This is a genomic window from Microbacterium sp. CFBP 8794 (assembly GCF_014841235.1).
Classification (GTDB): Bacteria; Actinomycetota; Actinomycetes; order Actinomycetales; family Microbacteriaceae; genus Microbacterium.
In genome coordinates this window covers 419,491-440,838 of sequence record NZ_JACYTT010000003.1, presented here as the reverse complement: position 1 = coordinate 440,838, position 21,348 = coordinate 419,491, and the positions used below count along the sequence as shown (strand labels likewise).

At 71.9% G+C, this 21,348-nt stretch carries 15 protein-coding genes; 11 read left to right on the top strand and 4 right to left on the bottom strand.

Features of this window, described 5'->3' with window-relative positions:
* Positions 1-35 precede the first annotated feature (35 nt).
* From ribD to IFU19_RS09510, 6 genes are all read left to right on the top strand, one after another.
* A complete protein-coding gene (gene ribD, locus IFU19_RS09535; protein WP_192013527.1) occupies positions 36-1,067 on the top strand; it encodes a bifunctional diaminohydroxyphosphoribosylaminopyrimidine deaminase/5-amino-6-(5-phosphoribosylamino)uracil reductase RibD in 1,032 nt (343 codons plus the stop codon).
* The gene (locus IFU19_RS09530) at positions 1,067-1,723 is read left to right on the top strand and encodes a riboflavin synthase (protein ID WP_192013526.1); all 657 of its coding nucleotides are present in this window, start codon (positions 1,067-1,069) and stop codon (positions 1,721-1,723) included. Before ribD ends, IFU19_RS09530 begins: the two co-directional genes overlap by 1 nt.
* Positions 1,720-2,988, top strand: coding sequence for a GTP cyclohydrolase II (ribA, locus tag IFU19_RS09525; protein WP_192013525.1), 1,269 nt, complete (start codon positions 1,720-1,722; stop codon positions 2,986-2,988). Before IFU19_RS09530 ends, ribA begins: the two co-directional genes overlap by 4 nt.
* Entirely contained in the window at positions 2,988-3,461 is a 474-nt protein-coding gene (gene ribH / locus IFU19_RS09520; protein ID WP_192013524.1) for a 6,7-dimethyl-8-ribityllumazine synthase, read from the top strand. The genes ribA and ribH overlap by 1 nt, the downstream gene beginning before the upstream one ends.
* A gap of 353 nt (positions 3,462-3,814) precedes the next feature.
* Complete coding sequence (locus IFU19_RS09515; RefSeq protein WP_055834326.1) at positions 3,815-5,266, top strand: MFS transporter; 1,452 nt, start codon at positions 3,815-3,817, stop codon at positions 5,264-5,266.
* Positions 5,267-5,504: 238 nt separating this feature from the next.
* Complete coding sequence (locus IFU19_RS09510; RefSeq protein WP_192013523.1) at positions 5,505-7,385, top strand: ABC transporter ATP-binding protein; 1,881 nt, start codon at positions 5,505-5,507, stop codon at positions 7,383-7,385.
* 288 nt (positions 7,386-7,673) lie between these two features.
* Here IFU19_RS09510 and IFU19_RS09505 read toward each other — a convergent pair whose 3' ends face one another.
* On the bottom strand, positions 7,674-9,557 hold the full coding sequence (locus IFU19_RS09505) for a phosphoenolpyruvate carboxykinase (GTP) (protein WP_191915875.1): 1,884 nt from the start codon (positions 9,555-9,557) through the stop codon (positions 7,674-7,676).
* Positions 9,558-9,674: 117 nt separating this feature from the next.
* On the opposite strand from IFU19_RS09505, the gene IFU19_RS09500 reads away from it, so the two are divergent.
* Positions 9,675-11,114 carry a helix-turn-helix transcriptional regulator gene (locus IFU19_RS09500; protein WP_055834316.1) on the top strand — a complete coding sequence of 480 codons (1,440 nt, stop codon included), beginning with the start codon at positions 9,675-9,677 and terminating at the stop codon, positions 11,112-11,114.
* 165 nt (positions 11,115-11,279) lie between these two features.
* On the opposite strand, the gene IFU19_RS09495 is transcribed toward IFU19_RS09500, so the two are convergent.
* The gene (locus IFU19_RS09495; RefSeq protein ID WP_192013522.1) at positions 11,280-12,296 is read right to left on the bottom strand and encodes a carbon-nitrogen hydrolase family protein; all 1,017 of its coding nucleotides are present in this window, start codon (positions 12,294-12,296) and stop codon (positions 11,280-11,282) included.
* A gap of 213 nt (positions 12,297-12,509) precedes the next feature.
* Here IFU19_RS09495 and IFU19_RS09490 point away from each other — a divergent pair, with 213 nt between their 5' ends.
* The gene (locus tag IFU19_RS09490) at positions 12,510-13,433 is read left to right on the top strand and encodes a helix-turn-helix domain-containing protein (RefSeq protein WP_192013521.1); all 924 of its coding nucleotides are present in this window, start codon (positions 12,510-12,512) and stop codon (positions 13,431-13,433) included.
* A gap of 206 nt (positions 13,434-13,639) precedes the next feature.
* Here IFU19_RS09490 and IFU19_RS09485 read toward each other — a convergent pair whose 3' ends face one another.
* Both IFU19_RS09485 and IFU19_RS09480 read right to left on the bottom strand, forming a co-directional pair.
* Positions 13,640-15,112 (bottom strand): NAD-dependent succinate-semialdehyde dehydrogenase, encoded by a 1,473-nt coding sequence (locus tag IFU19_RS09485; protein ID WP_192013520.1) that lies wholly within the window; start codon positions 15,110-15,112, stop codon positions 13,640-13,642.
* Positions 15,113-15,334: 222 nt separating this feature from the next.
* Positions 15,335-17,194, bottom strand: a complete 1,860-nt coding sequence (locus IFU19_RS09480) for an FAD-dependent monooxygenase (RefSeq protein ID WP_192013519.1) — start codon at positions 17,192-17,194, stop codon at positions 15,335-15,337.
* A gap of 117 nt (positions 17,195-17,311) precedes the next feature.
* Here IFU19_RS09480 and IFU19_RS09475 point away from each other — a divergent pair, with 117 nt between their 5' ends.
* From IFU19_RS09475 to IFU19_RS09465, 3 genes are all read left to right on the top strand, one after another.
* On the top strand, positions 17,312-18,016 hold the full coding sequence (locus tag IFU19_RS09475; protein WP_192013518.1) for an IclR family transcriptional regulator: 705 nt from the start codon (positions 17,312-17,314) through the stop codon (positions 18,014-18,016).
* Between the two features lie 212 nt (positions 18,017-18,228).
* A complete protein-coding gene (locus tag IFU19_RS09470; protein WP_192013517.1) occupies positions 18,229-19,881 on the top strand; it encodes a thiamine pyrophosphate-binding protein in 1,653 nt (550 codons plus the stop codon).
* Positions 19,878-21,311: an FAD-binding oxidoreductase gene (locus IFU19_RS09465; protein ID WP_342343399.1), complete on the top strand. Its 1,434-nt coding sequence runs from the start codon at positions 19,878-19,880 to the stop codon at positions 21,309-21,311. The genes IFU19_RS09470 and IFU19_RS09465 overlap by 4 nt, the downstream gene beginning before the upstream one ends.
* The last annotated feature ends 37 nt before the right edge of the window (positions 21,312-21,348 follow it).

Genomic DNA, 21,348 nt, shown 5'->3' with positions numbered 1-21,348 from the left:
TGGCCCTGCCCCGACTTCGCGGGAAGGACAAGGGAATGGCATCCGCCGTCGAGATCGACGCCATGAGGCGAGCGCTGCAGCTCGCCCGGCGCGGCCCGCGCGGGCTGAACCCCCAGGTGGGCGCCGTGATCCTCTCCCCCGCCGGCGAGGTGCTGGCGGAGGGCTTCCACCGTGGCGCGGGAACCGCGCACGCCGAGGTCGACGCGCTCTCGCAGCTCGCCCCGGGCGCGGCCCGCGGCGCGACCGCCGTGGTGACCCTCGAGCCGTGCAATCACACCGGCCGTACCGGTCCGTGCGCGCTCGCCCTCATCGACGCCGGTGTGACCCGCGTCGTCTACGCCCTCGACGACCCCACCGACGCCGCCTCGGGCGGAGCCGATCGCTTGCGTCGGGCGGGCGTCGACGTCGAGTCCGGGATCGAGCGCGATGCCGCCGAGTCCGTCGTGCACGACTGGACCGCCCTCGTGCGCACCGGCCGCCCGCACGTCACGGTGAAGTGGGCGCAGAGCCTCGACGGTCGTGCCGCCGCCGACGACGGCACGAGCCAGTGGATCACCGGCCCCGCCGCCCGGAGAGACGTGCACGCGCGACGCGCGGCCGCCGACGCGATCGTCGCCGGAACCGGCACCGTGCACGCCGACGATCCCGCTCTCACCGCCCGCGCCGACGACGGCTCGCTGCTCGACGCGCAGCCCACGCCCGTGATCGTCGGACGACGCGACACGGCCCCGGATGCCGCGGTGCGCCGCCACCCGCGGGAGCCCCTGTTCTACGCCACCCACGATGTGGCCGCCGTGATGGCCGACCTCGGAGCGCGAGGCGTTCAGCGGGTGTTCGTCGAGGGCGGTCCGACGCTCGCGAGCGCGGTCGTCGGCGCGGGCCTCGCCGACGAGCTGCTCGTCTACGTCGCCCCCGTGCTGCTCGGCGGATCGCGCCTCGCGCTCGGCGACGTGGGCGTGCCGACCATCGCCGACGCCCGGCGGTTGAGCGTGGCATCCATCCAGAACCTCGGCGACGACCTGCTGATCGTCGCCCACCCCAGCTCTGATCGAGAGGGACAATCCTGATGTTCACCGGAATCGTGGAAGAGATCGGCGCCGTCACCGCCGTGGAGCCCTCGGGCGACGGGGTGCGGCTGACGCTGCGCGCGCCGCTGTCGGTATCGGATGCCGGCCACGGCGACTCGATCTCGGTCAGCGGCGTGTGCCTCACCGTCGTCGACCAGGGCGACGACTGGTTCACCGCCGACGTCATGAAGCAGACGCTCGACATGTCGACGCTGGCCGGCGTCGCCCCCGGTCTCCCCGTCAACCTCGAGCGCGCCACCGCCGCGCACGGGCGCCTGGGCGGTCACATCGTGCAGGGCCACATCGACGGCACCGGGGTGGTGCGCGAGGTGCGTCCGGGTGCGCAGTGGAGCGTCGTGCGGGTCGGCATACCGGCTCACCTCGCCCCCCTGGTCGTCGACAAGGGCTCCATCGCGATCGACGGCGTCTCGCTCACCGTCAGCGCGGTCAGCGACGCCGCGGAGTCCGACCCGTGGCTCGAGGTCTCGCTCATCCCCGAGACGCTCGAGGCGACGACCCTGGGCCGCGCCCAGGCCGGCACCCCCGTCAACCTCGAGACCGACATCCTCGCGCGCCACGTGCAGCGCATGCTCGCCTTCCGTACGACCGAGAATCCCGCGGCTGCGGCCGCATCGACCGAGAGGGGCTCCGCATGAGCCTGTCCACCATCCCCGAGGCCCTGGAGGCCCTGCGTCAGGGCCGACCGATCCTGGTCGCCGACGATGAGGACCGCGAGAACGAGGGCGACGTGATCCTGTCGGCCCAGCTCGCGACCCCCGAGGCCCTCGCCTGGACCGTCCGCTGGTCGAGCGGCTACGTCTGCGCCCCCATGCCGGGCGAGTGGGCCGACCGCCTGGATCTGCCGCCCATGGTGGCGGTGAACGAAGACGCCCGGGGCACCGCGTACACGGTGAGCGTCGACGCCGCCTCCGGCGTGACCACCGGCATCAGCGCCTCGGACCGCGCGCGCACGCTCAACGTGCTCGCCGACCCCGCGTCGGTGCCGACCAGCGTCATCCGTCCGGGGCACGTGCTGCCGCTGCGGGCCGTCGACGGCGGTGTGCGTGAGCGCGCCGGTCACACCGAGGCCGCCGTCGACCTCATGCGTCTCGCGGGCCTCGAGCCGGTCGGCGCGATCGCCGAGGTCGTCGCCGAGGACGGCAGCATGATGCGCCTGCCCGGACTCTTCGAGCTCGGCGAGCGCGACGGCATCCCGGTCATCACCATCGAGCAGCTCATCGGCTACCTGAACGAGACCGACCCGCTGCCGGTCACGGCTCCCGCGCGGCGCCGGGTGAGCCTGCGGGCGGAGTCCAACGTGCCCACCTCGCACGGCACGTTCCGCTTCCTCGCCTACAAGGACCGCGTGACCGGGACCGACCACCTCGCGGTCGTCTCGGGCGACCTGACCGAGCAGGCCCCGCTGGTGCGGGTGCACTCCGAGTGCCTGACCGGTGAAGCCTTCGGTTCGCTGAAGTGCGAGTGCGGCCCGCAGCTCGACGCCGCCCTCGACACGATCGACCGCGACGGCGGCATCGTCATCTACATGCGCGGTCACGAGGGGCGCGGGATCGGCCTCATCAACAAGCTGCGCGCGTACAACCTGCAGGAGCGCGGCCTCGACACCGTCGACGCCAACCTCGCGCTCGGCCTGCCCGCCGACGCCCGCGATTACGCCGCCGCCGCCGGCATCCTGACCGACCTCGGTGTCGACAAGGTGCGCCTGCTGACGAACAACACCGACAAGGTGATGCAGTTGCGCGCCCTCGGCCTCGACGTCGTCGAGCAGGTCCCCCTGCTCGTGGGCGTCGGTCCCAACAACCACCAGTACCTCGAGACCAAGCGCGATCGCATGGGTCACATCATCGCCGAGGACGACCTGCGCGACGCCCTCGCGCACATGAAGGAAGAGAGCGCCTGATGGCCGGCAGTGGAGCACCCGAGACCGGCGGCGTCGACGCGTCGGACCTGAACGTCGTCGTCATCGCCGGTACCTGGCACGAGGTCATCACGAACGGCCTGATCGCGGGGGCGAAGCGCGTCCTGGATGCCACCGGTGCGACGTACCGCGTCGTGCGGGTTCCGGGCTCCTTCGAGCTGCCGGTCGCCGCCCGGGCCGCCTTCGAGGGCGGCGCGGACGCCGTCGTCGCCCTCGGCGTGATCATCCGGGGCGGCACGCCGCACTTCGAGTTCGTGTCGTCGGCGGCGACCGACGGCCTCACCCGCGTCGCCCTCGACGCGGGCAAGCCCGTGGGATTCGGCGTGCTGACCCTCGACGACGAGCAGCAGGGTCTGGATCGGGCCGGGCTCGAAGGTTCGAAGGAGGACAAGGGCGAGGAGGCCGCCGACGCGGCGGTCCGCACCGCCCTGGTTCTGCGGGAGCTGCGCGGCTGACGCGCGGCGCGGCGGGCGGGCGGCGCGGCGGGCGGCGCGGCGGGCGGGCGCGGGTTCGGGGCGCGAAACGTGCACCGGGGCGGTCGACGGACGCCCCGGTGAACATTCCGCGCCCCGGTGTGAGCCGGTGACGGTGTCATCTGGCTCGGAGCGCGCGACAGGCGGCACGCATTGCCAGGCGAAACCCGACGAACGCTCAGCGCACGCATAGACTGGTTCGCCTCACGCCCCTCACACGGGGACGTTCCCGGTGCCCCCGCCGCGCGCTCGATCTCGCACACCCCCGCGATCGTTCCGCGCCACCGCTGCGCCCCACCTCGGACGCGAACGATCGACCCTCCCGTCAGGCTGTCATGACCACCTCTTCCCCCTCCACCCGTTCCTCCTCGGCTCCGGCGAACCCGCGCTCGCGCGTCATCACCGCGAGCCTCATCGGAACGACGATCGAGTTCTACGACTTCTACGCGTATGCCACCGCGGCGGTGCTCGTCTTCCCGATCCTCTTCTTCCCCACCGGCAACGAGACCACGTCGCTCCTGCTGTCGTTCAGCGTCTTCGGCGCGGCCATGGTCGCGCGTCCCCTCGGCGCGGTGGTGTTCGGCCACTTCGGCGACCGGTTCGGCCGCAAGGCCACCCTCGTGGCATCCCTGCTGACGATGGGTGTCGCGACCTTCCTCATCGGCCTGCTCCCCACGTTCAACGACATCGGCGTGTGGGCGGCCATCCTGCTGCTGGTGATGCGCCTCGCCCAGGGCTTCGCCCTCGGCGGCGAGTGGTCGGGTGCGGCGCTGGTCGCGACCGAGAACGCCCCGAAGGGCAAGCGCGCGCTGTTCGGCACCTTCCCGCAGCTGGGCGCGCCGATCGGCTTCATCATCGCCAACGGCGTGTTCCTCTTCATCAACTTCGCCCTGCCGCACCCCGACGGCACCGCGCAGCGCTCGGCCGAGTTCCTCGCGTGGGGCTGGCGCGTGCCGTTCCTCTTCTCGGCCGTCATGGTGATCGTGGGCCTGTGGGTGCGCCTGCGCCTCGTCGAGAGCGAGTCGTTCGCCAAGGCCGAGAAGACCGGCGCGATCAAGAAGTTCCCGCTCGGCGAAGCGCTGCGCCGCAACTGGAAGCAGCTCATCCTCGGCACGTTCATCATGCTGGCGACCTACGTGCTGTTCTACCTGATGACGAGCTTCACGCTGTCGTACGGCACCAAGGCGACCCTCGAGGGCGCGCAGGCCGCGGCCGAGAAGGCCGGCACGCCGTTCGATGCCGCCGCCTACGTTCCCGGGTTGGGCTTCGGCTACACCGACTTCGTGATCATGCAGATCATCGGCGTGGTGTTCTTCGGGATCTTCACGATGCTGTCGGGCCCGATCGCCGACCGCATCGGGCGCAAGCGCCTGCTGATCGGCGTGACGCTCGCGATCATCGTGTTCGGCCTGACGTTCTCGTTCTTCCTCGTGCCGCACGCCGACCCCGCGTTCACCCGCGTACTCGTGCAGTCGTTCCTCATCGTCGGATTCCTGCTCATGGGCGCGACCTTCGGTCCGATGGGCGCCGTGCTCCCCGAGCTGTTCCCGACGAACGTGCGGTACACGGGCTCGGCGATCTCGTACAACGTCTCGTCGATCCTCGGCGCGGCCCTGGCACCGATCGTGGCCGTCGCCCTGTGGGCGGCCGGCGACGGAAACCCGTGGCTCGTCGGCGTCTACCTCTCGGCCATGGGTGTGCTGACGCTCATCGCGCTCGTGCTCTCGCCCGAGACCAAGGACGTCGACTACGACGACAACATCGCCGCCGGAGCGACCGCGCCGTAATCGCCGGTTCTTCGTACGACGGATGCCACGGGGCCTGGGCCTCGTGGCATCCGTCGTTGCGGGGCGGCCGGGCGGGCCGTACTCCTGAGTTCCTGACTCCTCAGGACCTGGAGGCACCCGTGCGCGGGGGGAGCGGCCGATATCTCAGGAGTTTGGTACACCGGCGAGACCAGGTGCCGAGCGGTGTCGGTGGCGCGAGGTACGGTCGAAGCATCCCTTTCTTCTTCCCGAGGTGAGCATGTCCGTTCCCGCTCCCGCGCGCGGTCGGCGCGGCCGCCGCGTGCCCCAGGGCCCGCGCGCGTCGTTCCGTCAGTTGCTGCCCTTCCTTCTCGAGCACAAGCGCACCCTCGTGGTCGTCGCCGTCTTGAGCGTGCTCGGCGCCGCCACCACCCTGGTGCAGCCGCTGCTGGTGGGCGAGGTCATCCAACGCGTGCAGAACACCGTGCCCCTCGGGGCGCTGGTCTGGCTGCTCATCGGCTTCGTGGTGCTGTCGTCGCTCATCTCGGGCTACCAGCACTACCTGCTGCAGCGCACCGGCACCGCCGTGGTCTACTCGAGCCGTCGGCGCCTGATCGCCCGCATCCTGCGCCTTCCGATCAGCGAGTTCGACGCGCGCCGCACGGGCGACCTCGTCTCGCGCGTGGGTACCGACACCACGCTGCTGTACGCGGTGCTTACGCAGGGACTCGCGGATGCCGTGGGCAACGCCCTCATCCTGGTCGGCGCCGTCATCGCCATGGCCTTCATCGACCCGCTGCTGCTCGGACTCATCGTCGTCGTGATCGGCGCCTCGATCGCGGTGGTCGTCGGGCTGAGCACGCGCATCCGCGCGGCATCGGCGGTGCAGCAAGAGAAGGTCGGCGAGCTGTCGTCGGGCGTCGAGCGCGCGGTCGGGTCGATCCGCACCATCCGCGCGGCGGGCGCGACCGAGCGCGAGACCGCCACCGTCACCGAGACGGCCACCGAGGCTTACACCGCGGGCGTGCGCATCGCGAAGGTGTCGGCCCTCATCGTGCCCGTCGCGGGGATCGCCCTGCAGGTGTCGCTGCTCGTCGTGCTCGGCGTCGGCGGGTTCCGCGTGGCATCCGGAGCCATCGACGTGGCCGCCCTCGTGACGTTCGTGATCTTCCTGTTCCTGCTCGTGCAACCTCTCGCCTCGGCGATCGGGGCCATCACGTCGGTCAATCAGGCGCTCGGGGCGCTCGGGCGTATCCAAGAGGTGCTCGACCTGCCCCTGGAGGACGACGGCGACCGCGCCGCCGGGGCGTCGCCGGTGACGGATGCCGCGGCGATCGAGTTCCGCGACGTGCGGTTCCGCTACCCCGACCACGTCGTCGAGGCCCGCGAGGCCGCGGCGAGAGAAGCGCGCTCGGTGCTCGCCGAGGTGCACCTCGACTCCGCCACCGCCGACGCCGGCACCGAGGTCGAGGACACCGACCGCGAGGTGCTGCGAGGCGTGTCGTTCACCGTGCCCCGCGGGGCACGCGTCGCCCTGGTGGGCCCGTCGGGCGCGGGCAAGAGCACGATCCTCTCGCTCGTCGAGCGCTTCTACGACCCCACCGGAGGGGCGATCCTCGTCGACGGCGTGGACGCCCGCGACCTGGGACGCGACGCCCTGCGCGCCCGCTTCGGCTACGTCGAGCAGGACGCCCCGACGCTCGCCGGCACCATCGCCGACAACCTGCGCCTCGCCTCGCCGTCGGCCTCCGACGCCGACTGCGAGCGCGTGCTGCATGCCGTGAACCTCGGCGACGTGCTCGAGCGCAATCCGCTGGGCGTCGACGCGCCCGTCGGCGAGGACGGCGTCATGCTCTCGGGCGGCGAGCGTCAGCGCCTCGCGATCGCGCGAGCGTTGCTGGCCGCTCCCCCGGTGCTGCTGCTCGACGAATCGACCTCGTCGCTCGACGGCGTCAACGAGCAGCGCATGCGCGAAGCCATCGACGCCGTCGCCACCGACCGCACGCTGCTGGTCATCGCGCACCGCCTGTCGACGGTCGTCGACAGCGACGTGATCGTGGTGCTCGAGAACGGCAGCGTCGTCGGACAGGGCACGCACAGCGAGCTGGTGGCATCCACCCCGCTCTACCGCGATCTGGCGAAGCACCAGCTGCTCGTGTGAGGGCGGCGGCTCGGCCGGAAGAGGAGTCGCCCTCCGCGCGGTGGCGCGGCCGGAGGAATCACTATCGTCCGCACGCCAGCGCGATGCGCGCGCTCTCCGTCGGTGCCGAGAACCCGGCCTCTACCCGGGTGTGCGCGGTGCGCGAGCGCTCCGCCGGCGCCGACACCCGGGCCTCTACCCGCATCCCCGGCACGTGGCATGCGCCCATGCCGATGCCCCTCGCGCGCGCCAAGAGCGGGAGGGGCATCGGAGTCGGGGCTCGTCTCGCGGCGCGGGACGAGCAGAGGTTCAGGCGCGCTGCAAGCGGTAGCGGAGCGCGGCGAGTTCGGCGCGCAGGGCGGCCGGAAGGTGGCTGCCGAACGTGTCGTAGAACTCCTCGGTGAGGTCGGCCTCGGCGAGCCACGAAGCGCGGTCGATCGAGAACAGCTCGTCGAGGTCGGCGGCCGGCAGGTCCAGACCCGACAGCTGCAGATCCTCGATGCGCGGAAGGCGACCGATGGGGCTCTCGACGGCGTCGACCTGACCGTCGACGCGGCGGATGATCCAGTCGATCACGCGGGCGTTGTCTCCGAAGCCGGGCCAGAGGAAGCGTCCGTCGTCGCCCTTGCGGAACCAGTTGACCTGGAAGATGCGCGGTGCGCGGTCGAAACGCAGCTTCTGGCCGACGGAGAGCCAGTGGCCGAAGTAGTCGCCCATGTTGTAGCCGCAGAACGGGAGCATGGCGAAGGGGTCGCGACGCAGCTCGCCGACCGTGCCCTCCTGCGCGGCCGTCTTCTCGGACGACACCGTCGAGCCAATGAAGACACCGTGCGACCAGTCGGTGGCCTCGACCACGAGCGGCACGTTCGTGGCGCGTCGGCCGCCGAACAGGATGACGTCGAGCGGCACGCCCTGGGGGGCCTCCCAGTCCTCGGCGATCTGCGGGCACTGCGCGGCGCCGACGGTGAAGCGCGAATTGGGGTGCGCGGCGGGTCGGCCCGACGCGGGCGTCCAGGGGTTGCCCTCCCAGTCGGTGAGGTGCGGGGGCGCCTCGTCGGTCAGGCCCTCCCACCAGACGTCGCCGTCGGGGCGCAGCGCGACGTTGGTGAAGATCGTGTTGCCCCAGAGCGTCTCGATGGCGGTGACGTTGGTCGACTCGCCCGTGCCCGGTGCGACGCCGAAGAAGCCGGCCTCGGGGTTGATGGCCCAGAGGCGCCCGTCTTCTCCCGGACGGATCCAGGTGATGTCGTCGCCGAGGGTCTCGACGCGCCAGCCGGGGATGGTGGGGCGGAGCATGGCGAGGTTGGTCTTGCCGCAGGCCGAGGGGAAAGCGGCGGCCACGTGGTACGCCTTGCCCTTCGGGTCGATCACGCGGATGAGCAGCATGTGCTCGGCGAGCCAGCCCTCGTCGCGGCCGATGACCGACGCGATGCGCAGGGCGAAGCACTTCTTCGCCAGGATCGCGTTCCCGCCGTAGCCCGAGCCGAACGACCACACCTCAAGGGTGTCGGGGAAGTGCACGATGTACTTCTCGTCGTTGCAGGGCCACGAGACGTCGTCCTGACCGGCCGCGAGCGGCGCTCCGACCGAGTGCACGGTCTTGACCCACGGGGCCCCGGCGGCGATCTGCTCGGTGACGGCCGTGCCGACGCGCGTCATCACACCGATGGATGCCACGGCGTAGGCGCTGTCGGTGATCTGCACGCCGATGTGGCTGAGGGGGCCGCCGACCGCGCCCATCGAGAAGGGCACGACGTACATCGTGCGCCCGCGCATCGAACCCTCGAAGACGCCGTTCAACGTCTCGCGGATCTCGGCCGGGGCGATCCAGTTGTTGGTGGGCCCGGCATCCTCTTCACTCTCGGAGGCGATGTAGGTGCGCGACTCGAGACGGGCGACGTCGCCGGGGTGCGAGCGGGCCAGGTACGAACCCGGACGCCACTCGGGGTTGAGCTTGATGAGCTTGCCCTCGTCGACCATCTCGCGCAGCAGGGCGTCGTTCTCGGCGGCCGAGCCGTCGACCCAGTGGATGCGGTCGGGCTGCGTGAGGGCGGCGACCTGGTCGACCCACGCGGTCAGCGCGGCGAGACCCGGGCCCTCGACGGCCGGACGCACGCCGTGACCGGCACGAGGGGCGCGGGTGGGGGACGCGGCGTTGCGCGGGGTGGAGCTGAAGATGTCGGCGAGTGCCATGTCGTTCTCCTCGGTTGAGAGCGAAATCGGTGGTCTTCCTCCATGGTGCGGGTGTGTGCGGGTTCTTTCCGGCGAAAACGGCAACAAGAATCGGCATTCTTTCGATATGGTCAAGGAATGGCATCGTCGTTCGAACTCACCACCCTGGGGCATCGCATCCGGCACCACCGCCTCGCCCGGGGGTACACGCTCGACGAGCTCGGCGCGATGGTCGGAGTCGCCGGCAGCCAGCTGAGTCTCATCGAGAACGGCAAACGCGAACCCAAGCTCTCTCTGCTGCAGCAGATCGCGGGCGCGACCGAGACCGACGTCGCCGAGCTGCTGTCGAACGAGCCGCCGAACCGGCGGGCCGCCCTCGAGATCGAGCTCGACCGGGCGCAGACCAGTCCGTTCTTCCGACAGCTCGGCATCCCCCCGATGAAGGTCACCAAGGGCACCAGCGACGACACGATCGAGGCCGTACTCGGCCTGCACCGGGAACTCCAGCGCCGCGAGCGCGAGACGATCGCGAGCCCCGAAGAGGCCCGGCGCGCCAACACCGAGCTGCGCCTGCGCATGCGCTCCACCGACAACCACCTGCCCGAGATCGAGCGCCTCGCCGAGAAGCAGCTCAAGGCCGCCGGACACACCACGGGCGCCCTCACGCACCGCACGGTCAGCATCATGGCCGAGCAGCTGGGCTTCGAGCTCATCTACGTCAGCGACCTGCCGCACTCGGCCCGTTCGGTCACCGACCTCGAGAACGGCCGCGTGTACCTGCCGCCGGCCTCGATCCCCGGCGGCCACGGCCTGCGCTCGATGGCTCTGCAGGCGATGGCGCACCGCCTGCTGGGGCACCGTCCCCCCACCGATTACGCCGACTTCCTGCAGCAGCGTCTCGAGATCAACTACTACGCCGCGTGCTGTCTGATGCCCGAGACGAGCGCGGTCGCCTTCCTCTCGCAGGCGAAGCGCGACCGCAACCTCGCCGTCGAGGACTTCCGCGACGCGTTCGGGGTGACCCACGAGGCGGCGGCCATGCGCATGACGAACCTCATGACGGCGCACCTCGGCATTCGGCTGCACTTCATGCGCGTCGACGGCGACGGGGCGATCTCGCGCGTGTACGAGAACGACGGCCTCCCCCTGCCCACCGATGTCACCGGGTCGGTCGAGGGGCAGATCGTGTGCAAGAAGTTCTCTGCGCGCTCGGCCTTCGACGAGCACAACCGCACCACCGAGCACTACCAGTACACCGACACCCCGGCCGGAACCTTCTGGTGCTCGACCCAGACCGGCAGCACCTCGGCCGGCGACTTCTCGATCACCGTGGGCGTGCCGTTCGACGACGCCCGATGGTTCCGCGGACGCGAGACCAGCACGCGCGGCGTCTCACGCTGCCCCGACGAGTCGTGCTGCCGTCGCCCCGACGCCGAGGCCGCCGAGCGGTGGCAGGGCAAGGCCTGGCCGAGCGCCCGGGTGCACCAGTACATGTTCTCGCCGCTGCCCCGCGGCATGTTCCCGGGCGTCGACGATGCCGAGGTCTTCGCCTTCCTCGATCGTCACGCCGACGGCTGAGGCGGGCCGTCCGCACGATTCCGGCAACGACGCGCGATCGGTGCGCGCGAGGACCGGATCGTTGATGCTGCCGAAGTCGTGCATCGGCGCCGGCCGACGGCGGCGGATGCCACGAGCCCGGGCCCTCACGGGGTGCCGGGGTCGTGGCATCCGGAGTTCAGGTGTTCACTCCACGCCGACCAGGTCGTCGGCCTCGACCGACGCCGCGGGCGGGATGTCGCGACCGGATGCCGAGACCTTGGGCAGCCGGCCCGTGTCGCGGTGGTGGAGGGTGAAGACGTCGGGCCGGGAGTAGTGCCCCACCGGGTCGGCGGCGTTCTTGGCGGCGAGGATGGCCGCGTAGTCGATGTCGGCGAAGAGGATGCCCTCCTCGTCGGGCGCGAGCGGGTCGGCGAGCGAGCTGCCGTCGGGACCGAAGATGCGGGCGTAGCCGCCGCCGAGCGGGAGCATGGCGCGCTTGGCCTCGGTGTCGGTGAACAGCTCCTGAGCCGCCGGACCGACCGTGGCACAGGGGGCGAGGACGAACGCCTGCCCCTCGACGGCGTACTGCCGCGATGCGCCGATGTTCACCTCGGGTCCGAGGGCGTTGACCGCACCGCCGAAGATCGAGAAGCTCGGCCACGCGGCGACGTGCAACTGCTCGTCCTGCGAGAACATCGCGTACTTGGTCAGGGGCTGCAGGTGCTCCCAGCAGTTGAGCGAACCGACGCGGCCGACGGGGGTGTCGACCACCACGACATCGGAGCCGTCGCCGTCGCCGAACTGCGTGCGCTCGACGTGCGTCGGCTTGAGCTTGCGCCGGGTGTTGAGGGTGCGGCCGTCGGCGCCGATCACCGCCTGCCCCATGTACAGCGACCCGCCCGCGCGCTCGCTGAAGCCGAACGCGAGGGAGATGCCCACCGAACGGGCGATGCCCTCGAGCCGCTGCCACTCGGGGCTGCCGATCTCGATCGAGTTGGCGGCGTACGGCACGACGAACTGCGACTGCCACGCCACGGAGTCCAACCACAGGAACCACGGGTAACCGGGGATCCACACCTCGGGGAACGCGACGATGTCGGCTCCGCCGGCCCGGGCGTCGCGGGCGTAGGACTCCAGTTTGTCGATGCCCCCGTCGACGTCGTTCCAGACGGGTTCGGCCTGGACGGCGGCGGCGCGGAAGCTCTTTCGGTAGTCGGGCATGACGACTCCTTCGGGTGAGCGGGGTCGGATACCCCGCGGTGCCCACACGTTAGGAGCGGGTGCCGCGCGCGCACCCGGCTTCGCGCGCACACCGCCCGGCGTTGCACGCCCCGGTGCCGGGGCGCGTCGCGGCATCCGGCGATCCGCGCACGATTCCCGGCGCTCGCACCCGACGGCGCGCGGGCGAGGCGGCCCCGGGCGTATCATCCCCGCATGTCGCCTGTGGCCGTCTCCTCCGTCGCGGAGTGGACGCGCGCATGCAGCGGGGCCTTCGTCCCCCTGCGGGTGCACACGGCGGCACCGGCCTTCCGCGCCAGCCTCTCGCAGGTCAGGCTCGGACCCGCCGTGCGGGTGACCCGGGTGGTCAGCGAGGCATCGACGGTGTTCCGCGATCAGGACCTCATCCGCAGCCAGCCTCGCGACGACGTCCTCATCTCGTTGCACCGCCGCGGGCGGGGATCGATCCGTCAGCACGAGCGCACCGCCGAGCTCGGATGCGGATCGGCGGTCATGTACGACGCGGCTTCGCCCTATGCCCTGTCGTTTCCCGGTGCGATGAGCGAAGTGGTACTGCAGCTCCCCCGTCGCTCGCTCATCCGCACCGGGCACACCTTCGCCGGGCTGACCGCCGTGGAGCTGCCGGACTCGGCACAGCTGCGCTCCCTCACGATGCTCGCCGCGTCCATCGAGCAGCCCGGAGACGATGAGGCGGAGGAGATCGGCGAGGCGCTCGTCGGGCTCCTGCGCGCGGTCGTCCGCGGGCGCGACACCCGCACGCCCGCAACCGACCCCCGGCTCCTGGCCGAGGGGATCCGACTCTGGATCGACGAGAACTCGGCCGATCCCGATCTCACGCCCGAACGGGTGGCCGCCCACTTCCACATCGCCGTGCGCACGTTGCAGAAACTGTTCGCCACCGAGGGCGAGTCCCCGGCGGCGTTCATCCGCAGCTGCCGCCTGCGACGCAGCCGGTCGCTGTTGGCCGGTGGCGCGAGCGTGAGCGAGGCCGCGCGGCGCAGCGGCTTCCTCGACATCGACAGCTTCACCCGCGCGTTCAAGCGCGAGTTCACCCAGACGCCGTCTTCCGTCCGCGCCGCCGGTGTCCGCGCCGCCGGTGTCCGCGCCGCCGGCGCCTGACGCGCGCGCCCGGCGGTCCGGGCCGAACTCCTGAGAAATCGACGCCCGCCCGCCTCACAACGCGCCCACGACTGGCCCGTCCGGCCGACGCCGGCAGAAACTCAGGAGTTCGGCCCGCGTCGGAGAGGGGCAGGACGAGGGATGCCACGACCCCGGGCCCTCACGGGGCGCCGGGTCGTGGCATCCGGTGTTCTCGGCTCGGCCGATCAGGCGTAGGGGTTCGCCGTCAGCGTGTACTTCGTCTGCAGGTACTCGTGGATGCCCTCGTCGCCGCCCTCGCGGCCGAGGCCCGACTGCTTCCACCCGCCGAAGGGGGCGGCGGCGTTGGAGACGACGCCGACGTTGAGGCCCATCATCCCGGTCTCGAGGCGGTCGATCATGCGCTGGCCGCGCGCGAGCGATTCGGTGAAGACGTACGAGACGAGGCCGTACTCGGTGTCGTTGGCGATGCGCACCGCGTCGTCCTCGTCATCGAAGGGGACGATCGCGAGCACGGGGCCGAAGATCTCCTCGCGCAGGATGTCGCTGCCCGGCTGCACGTCGGTGACCACGGTGGGCTCGAAGAACGTGCCGGGCCCGTCGATGGGCGACCCACCCGTGGTGACCGTGGCGCCGCGCTCGACGGCATCGCCCACCAGGGTGCGCGCCTTGTCGACGGCGCGGTCGTCGATCAGGGGTCCGATCTGCACGCCCTCCTCGGTGCCGCGGCCGATCGTGAGGCCCTGCACGCGCTCGGTCACGCGGCGCGAGAACTCCTCGACCACGCTGCGCTGCACGATGAAGCGGTTGGCGGCCGTGCACGCCTGACCGATGTTGCGGAACTTCGCGAGCATCGCCCCCTCGACCGCCTTGTCGAGGTCGGCGTCGTCGAAGACGACGAAGGGCGCGTTGCCGCCGAGTTCCATCGAGGTGCGGAGCACACCGGGAGCGGCCTGCTGCAGCAGCTTCACCCCGACGGGCGTGGAGCCGGTGAACGAGAGCTTGCGCAGGCGCGGGTCCGAGATGATGCGCTCCGAGACCGGGCCGGTGTTCGTCGTGGTGATCACGTTGACCACGCCCGCCGGCAGTCCGGCATCCTGCAGGATCTGCGCGAAGAAGAGCGTCGTGAGCGGCGTCAGGGTCGCCGGCTTGATGACGACCGTGCAGCCGGCGGCGAGCGCGGGCGCGATCTTGCGGGTCGCCATCGCGAGGGGGAAGTTCCAGGGGGTGATCAGGTAGCAGGGGCCCACGGGGTGCTGCGACACGATCATGCGGCCGGTGCCCTCGGGGTTGGCGCCGTAGCGGCCCTGCGTGTGCGCGGTGACCTCGCTGAACCAGCGCAGGAACTCCCCGCCGTAGGCAACCTCACCGCGGGCCTCGGCGAGGGGCTTGCCCATCTCGAGCGTCATCAGCAGCGCGATGTCCTCCTTGCGCTCCTGCAGCAGGTCGAAGGCGCGGCGCAGGATCTCGGCCCGCTCTCGGGCGGGGGTCGCCGCCCAGGACGGGAAGGCGTCGGCCGCGGCATCCATCGCCGCGATCCCGTCGTCGACGGTGGCGTCGGCGATCTCGCGGATGACCTCACCCGTGGCGGGGTCGTTCACGGCGACGGTCTCGCCGCCGGTGGCCGCGCGCCATTCGCCGCCGATCAGCAGACCGGTGGGTACGGATGCCAGCAGCTCGCTCTCGCGTGAATCGGTCATGGGTCCTCCTGGATCGGGGCGGGGTTCCCCGCCATTCTGCTCAGCCCGCGGGGCGGTGCCGATATACGTCGTGTACAAACGGGGTGTTGCCATGGCCGCGGTGGAGGCTCGGTGCCGTCGGGCGGTGGGCCGCCGACCACCGCCGGGGCGTCGGCCGCCACGCATAAACGCCATTCGTGCGCAGAAACGCTCAGCCGACGCGTTTACGCGCAGGAACGGCGTTTATGCGAGAGGGGGTGCAGACGCGGGGCCCGACGACAGGAGCGCCCGCTCGAGGAACCGCTCCAGGCTCTCGGGCGCCGACAGCGGTAGAACGTGCGCCACGTACTGGTCGGGACGCACCACCACGACGGCACCCTCGGCCCCGATTCCCCGCTCGGCGAAGATGTCGGCGCTCGTCCACGCCGAGGGCGCGGCGGCGAACACCTTCTCGAGGTCGGTCAGGCCCAGCGGCCCGGACTGCGGGCGGAACAGCGAGGGCACCTCGGTCACGTCCTCCCAGCGGCCGGGGTAGACGACCTTCACGTCGAACACCGCGTCGAGGTCGGCGCCGTCGGGCGTGAAGCGCTCCACGATCGGGCGCGCGGCCTCGGCCCAGTCGCGCAGCGCCGCGCCGTCGGCATCCGCGAAGGCGTAGATCCGCCAGCGCCCGTCGGCCTTCGCATGATGGCCGAGGTGCACGGCGTTGCCGTCGCACACCCGCACGACCTCGACGCTGTGGAAGCGCCGACCGACGGGGAACCCGGATGCCAGCTCCTGCGCCGGCGCGTCGGACACCAGCGCCGAGGGGGCGTAGCGCGTGCCGAAACCGGAGGGGAACTCCGCCGTCGCCAGGTAGTAGGTCGCGAGCTCGTCGGGGTCGGTGATCTCGCCGGGCTTGCGCGCCATGAGCGAGGACCACTCCCGGTCGAAGTCGATCAGCTGCTGGGCGACGGGGTGCCGCTCGTCGTTGTACGTGCGCAGCAGCTCCACCGGGGCGAGGCCGGTGAGCACGTGCCCGAGCTTCCAGCCGAGGTTGAAGCCGTCCTGCATCGAGACGTTCATGCCCTGGCCGGCCTTGGCGCTGTGCGTGTGACAGGCGTCGCCGGTGAGGAAGACGCGGGGGCTCTCGGCATCGTCGACGAAGCGGTCGGTCACCCGGTGCCCCACCTCGTAGACGCTGCTCCACGCGACCTGTTTCACGTCGATCGTGTACGGGTGCAGGATGGCGTTCGCCCGCGCGATCACCTCGTCGATCGGCGTCTGGCGCACCCGGTGATCGTCGTCGGCGGCGACCTCGCCGAGGTCGATGTACATGCGGCTGAGGTACCCGCCCTCGCGCGGGATGTGCAGGATGTTGCCCGCGGCGGCGTTGATCGCGCACTTGATGCGCCAGTCGGGGAAGTCGGTCTCGACCAGCACGTCCATGACGCCCCAGGCGTGCTTCGCCGCCGCGCCCACGTGCGGGCGGCCGATGGCCTGGCGCACGCCACTGCGGGCACCGTCGCACCCGGCGACGTACTTGGCGTGGATGGTGCGCTCCCCCGTGGCGTCTCGCACCGTGACCTCGACCGGGTACGCGCCCTCGCCGACCGTGAGGCCGACGAACTCCACGCCGTAGTCGGGCGCGATGCGCGCGGGGCCCTGGGCGGCGGCCTCGGCGAAGTAGTCGAGCACGCGCGCCTGGTTGACGATGAGGTGGGGGAACTCGCTGATCTTGAGCCCGTAGTCCTCGGTGCGGGTCGTGCGCACGATCCGGTCGGGGTCCTCGGGGTCGGGGGCCCAGAAGTTCATCCAGCCGATGTTGTACGCCTCGGCGGTGATGCGGTCGGCGAAGCCGAACGCCTGGAACGTCTCGACGCTGCGGGGTTGGATGCCGTCGGCCTGGCCGAGCGGCAGGCGCCCCTCGCGCTTCTCGATGAGGCGCGTCGTGACCTGGGGGAACTGCGACATCTGGGCCGCGAGCAGCATGCCGGCGGGACCCGAGCCGACGATGAGCACGTCGACCTCGTCGGGGAGCTCCGCCGGGCGGTCGAGGCCCGTGCCGGTGGCGTTCTGCACGCGCGGGTCGCCCGAGACGTAACCGTGGTGGTGGAACTGCATGAGACTCCTGACGTCGGTGTCGGGGGCACCGCGACCTCGCGATGCTTGCGGGCAGATCCATCTGTGTTCTATATTCGAACGCAGCGTTCTGCTATCGAACGAAAGGTTAGCCGCTCCATGCCCCCACGGCAAGACTCCTCCCCCGCCTCGCAGACGCTGAGTCGCGGCATCCGCCTGCTCGAAGAGCTCGCCGATGCTCGGAGCCCCCTCACCATCGACGAGCTCGCGGAACGCGTCGATCTGCACCGCTCGGTGACGTACCGACTGCTGCGCACGCTCGAAGACCACGGGCTCGTCTCTCGGGATGCCGCGGGCGCGGTGCGCCTGGGAACGGGCCTGGCGGCCCTCGCCGCGGGCGTCGCCGCCGACCTGCAGGCCGAGGCCCTGCCCGAACTCACCGCCGCGGCGAACGACCTGGGCATGACGTGCTTCCTCGTCGTGCTCGACCACGACGAATGCGTGACCCTGGTCAGCGTCGAGCCCCGGCACACGGTCACCGCCGTGGCGCAGCGGCCCGGGTCGCGGCATCCGGTCACCCGGGGCGCCCCCGGCCGCGCGATCCTCGCGCAGCTCCCCCCGCGCCGGTGGCCCGACGACGTCGACGCGCGGCTCGCGTCGGAGGTCGCCGATGCCGCGGAGCGCGGGTGGGCGACGAGCCACGACGAGGTGATCCCCACGTTCCGCGCCGTGGCGGTGCCCCTCGCCGTGCAGGGGCGCGAGCCCGCCGCCGTCGCCGCCGTGCACGTGGCGACCGACCTCGACGACGCGGCGATCGCGGGGCGACTCGAGGCTGCGGCCGACGCGATCCGCTCGGCGCTGTAGTCCGGCCCGACACCCAAGGCGGCGCGTGGCCGAGCGAGCGGGCCGGGCGGCGGGTGCGGCCGTCCCGTCGCCCCGCGCCCGCGGATCGTATATGATCACTCCCGTCAGGCGCACGAGGTCGTGCGTCGCTGCTCGAAAAAAGGGCACGTAGCGCGAGAACCGCGCGAGACACATACGGCTCATTCCCGTTCCTGTTTCGCGAAAGGCTCGTCATGCCCATCGTCTCCGCGCACGTCGCCCACACCCTCGGCCGCCACCTCGACCACGTCTTCGGCGTGATGGGCAACGGCAACGCGTACTTCCTCGACGCCCTGCACCGCCACACCGACGCGGCCTTCACCGCGATGCGGCACGAGGCCGGCGGAGTGGTCGCCGCCGACGCGCACTATCGCGCCTCGGGGCGCATCGCCGCCGCCACCGCCACCTATGGCGCCGGCTTCACCAACACCCTCACCGCTCTGGCCGAGTCGGCCCAGGCGCGCATCCCCCTGCTCCTCGTCGTCGGCGACGAGCCCACGTCGGGCCCGCGCCCCTGGGGTGTCGACCAGGTCGCGCTCGCGTCGGCGGTCGGGGTCCGCACGTACACCGTCGGCGATCGCGACGCCTCGGCCACCGTGCTCATCGCCCTCGAGCACGCCCTGACGTACCGCGTCCCCGTCGTGCTGGCGATCCCGTACGACGTGGTCATGCGCGAAGCGGGGCCGCTGACGGATGCCGGCACCGTGACGATCCCCGCCCCCCTGCCCCCGCAGGGACCCGCGGCCTCCGCCGCACTCGACCGCATCGCCGACGCCCTCGCCGGCGCCGCGCGCCCCTTCCTGCTGGCCGGACGGGGAGCCTGGCTCGCCGACGCCGGCCCCGCGCTCGGTCGGCTCGCCGCGCTGACCGGGGCGATCACGGCATCCACCGCCCTCGGCCGCGGCATCTTCCCCGACACCACCCACGACCTCGGCGTCACGGGGGGCTTCGGCGCCGAGGGCGCGATGGAGCTCGTGCGCGAGGCCGACGTGGCCGTCGTCTTCGGCGCGGGGCTGAACCAGTTCACGATGCGCTTCGGCGAGCTCTTCGCCCCCGGCACGCGGGTGTTCCAGGTCGACGTGGCGCCGACGGCGACGCACGCGCAGGTGGGCGGGTTCGTGCGGGCGGATGCCGCGCTGGCGGCCGATGAGATCGGGAACCGCCTGCGCTCCCGCGGCGCGGTGTCGTCGGGGTGGCGCGACCGCGTCGACGTGGCGCCGCTGCGCGAGCAGGAGAGCGGCGAGGGTCTGGCCCCCGACGGCCGACTCGACCCGCGCTCCGCCGCCGCCCGGATCGGCGAGCTGCTCCCCGAGGACCGCATCGTGGTGTCGGACGGCGGGCACTTCCTCGGCTGGTCGAACATGTACTGGCCCGTCTCCTCACCCGACCGCGTCATGATGATCGGCACCGCGTACCAGTCGATCGGCCTCGGCTTCCCCTCGGTCGCCGGGGCGATCGCGGCCCGCCCCGACACCACCGTCGTGCTGACGACCGGCGACGGCGGCGGACTCATGGCCATCGCCGACCTCGAGAGCGCGGTACGCACGGCCGCCGGCCACGGCATCGCCGTCGTGTGGAACGACGCCGCCTACGGCGCCGAGATCAACCTGTACGGCCTCAAAGGCCTCGCCCGCGAGCCGATGCTCATCCCCGAGGTCGACTTCGCGGCCGTCGCGCGCGGCTTCGGCGCCGAGGGAGTGGTGGTGCGCGCAGTCGCCGACCTCGACGCGCTGGCGGAGTGGACCCGGCGCGACCCCGCCGAGCGGCCGTTCCTGCTGCTCGACCTGCGCATCAGCGGCACCGTGATCGCGCCGTACCAGCGCGAGATCATCCGGGTGAACTCGTGAGCATCGTCGGGCTCGCCGCTCCGGGAGGCTCCGGCGACCCCGGCGACGGCCTCGACGCGCCGAGCGGCGGCACGGGTGAATCGGGTGACGTCCTCGACGAGCTGCGCGCCGCCCTCGGCGAGCGCCTGCTCGACGACCCCGCGAGTCTCGCCGCCTACGCCGTCGACAGCTCGCGCGCACAGCCCGAGGGCCTGCCGATCGCCGTGGTGCGGGCGACCTCGACCGGAGACGTGTCGACCGCTCTGGCGTGGGCGCACGCCCGCGGCATCCGGGTCTCCGTCCGCGGCGCGGGCACCGGGCTCTCCGGCGGGGCCGTGGCCTACGCGGGCGGGCTCGTGGTGTCGTTGGAGGCGATGGACCGCATCGTCTCGATCGACGCCGACAACCGTCTCGCCGACGTCGAGGCGGGCGTCGTCACGGCCGACCTGGATGCCGCCGCCCACGCGCACGGCCTCTTCTTCCCGCCCGATCCGGCGAGCGCGCAGTGGTCGACGATCGGCGGCAACATCGCCACCAACGCCGGAGGCCTGCGCTGCGTCGCCCACGGCGTGACCACCGACGTCGTGGCCGCCCTCGAGGTGGTGCTCGCCGACGGGCGGATCATGCGCACCGGCGCCCGCACCCGCAAGAACACCACCGGCTACGACCTCACGAGCCTGTTCTGCGGGTCGGAGGGCACGCTCGGCGTGATCACGGCGGCGACCGTGCGCCTCAAGCCCGTGCCGCCGGGGCAGCCCCGCACCTTCCGCGCGAGCTTCGACGACATCGAAGACGCCGGCCGAGCGGTCACGGCGATCGTGTCGGGCCCCGCCGCCCCCGAGGTGCTCGAGCTGATCGACGCGCGCAGCGTCGAGATCATCGAGGCGTTCCACCCGAGCGGCCTCCCCTCCCCCGGCGCGGCCATGCTGGTCGGTCAGACCGTCGGGCTCACCGCCCACGACTCCGCCGAGGCGATCACCGCGATCTGTCGCGCGCACGGCGCCGTCGAGACCGAGGTCTCGGACTCCGACAGCCTGCTCGAGGCCCGGCGCCTCGCCAACCCGGCGCTCACCGCGCAGGGGCTGCGGGTGTCGTGCGACGTCGGCGTGCCGGTCTCGCAGCTGGCGACGGTGTTCCGCGGCATCGGCGAGCTGGCGCAGCGCCACGGCCGGCGCATCGCGATCGTCGCGCACGCGGGCGACGGCAACCTGCACCCGACCGTCGAGGCGGGCGACAGCCCCGCCGAGTACGCCGCCGCGGAGCTGGTGATCGACGACATCACGCACCTGGCGCTCTCGCTCGGCGGCACCATCTCGGGCGAGCACGGCATCGGCTCGGTCAAGCGTCACGAGCTCCCCTGGCAGCAGGATGCCGTGGCCCTCGACGTGCAGCGCGCGATCAAGGCCGCGCTGGATCCCCGCGGCATCCTGACACCGGAGCGGGCGATCTAGGGACCGGACGCCGCAAGGAGCCGACCGCCCGTGGCGG

Excerpts from the sequence above, each read along its gene's own strand:
- ribD (WP_192013527.1), top strand. The coding sequence starts at position 36 with ATGGCATCCGCCGTCGAGATCGACGCCATGAGGCGAGCGCTGCAGCTC.
- IFU19_RS09530 (WP_192013526.1), top strand. The coding sequence starts at position 1,067 with ATGTTCACCGGAATCGTGGAAGAGATCGGCGCCGTCACCGCCGTGGAG.
- ribA (WP_192013525.1), top strand. The coding sequence starts at position 1,720 with ATGAGCCTGTCCACCATCCCCGAGGCCCTGGAGGCCCTGCGTCAGGGC.
- ribH (WP_192013524.1), top strand. The coding sequence starts at position 2,988 with ATGGCCGGCAGTGGAGCACCCGAGACCGGCGGCGTCGACGCGTCGGAC.
- IFU19_RS09515 (WP_055834326.1), top strand. The coding sequence starts at position 3,815 with ATGACCACCTCTTCCCCCTCCACCCGTTCCTCCTCGGCTCCGGCGAAC.
- IFU19_RS09510 (WP_192013523.1), top strand. The coding sequence starts at position 5,505 with ATGTCCGTTCCCGCTCCCGCGCGCGGTCGGCGCGGCCGCCGCGTGCCC.
- IFU19_RS09505 (WP_191915875.1), bottom strand. The coding sequence starts at position 9,557 with ATGGCACTCGCCGACATCTTCAGCTCCACCCCGCGCAACGCCGCGTCC.
- IFU19_RS09500 (WP_055834316.1), top strand. The coding sequence starts at position 9,675 with ATGGCATCGTCGTTCGAACTCACCACCCTGGGGCATCGCATCCGGCAC.
- IFU19_RS09495 (WP_192013522.1), bottom strand. The coding sequence starts at position 12,296 with ATGCCCGACTACCGAAAGAGCTTCCGCGCCGCCGCCGTCCAGGCCGAA.
- IFU19_RS09490 (WP_192013521.1), top strand. The coding sequence starts at position 12,510 with ATGTCGCCTGTGGCCGTCTCCTCCGTCGCGGAGTGGACGCGCGCATGC.
- IFU19_RS09485 (WP_192013520.1), bottom strand. The coding sequence starts at position 15,112 with ATGACCGATTCACGCGAGAGCGAGCTGCTGGCATCCGTACCCACCGGT.
- IFU19_RS09480 (WP_192013519.1), bottom strand. The coding sequence starts at position 17,194 with ATGCAGTTCCACCACCACGGTTACGTCTCGGGCGACCCGCGCGTGCAG.
- IFU19_RS09475 (WP_192013518.1), top strand. The coding sequence starts at position 17,312 with ATGCCCCCACGGCAAGACTCCTCCCCCGCCTCGCAGACGCTGAGTCGC.
- IFU19_RS09470 (WP_192013517.1), top strand. The coding sequence starts at position 18,229 with ATGCCCATCGTCTCCGCGCACGTCGCCCACACCCTCGGCCGCCACCTC.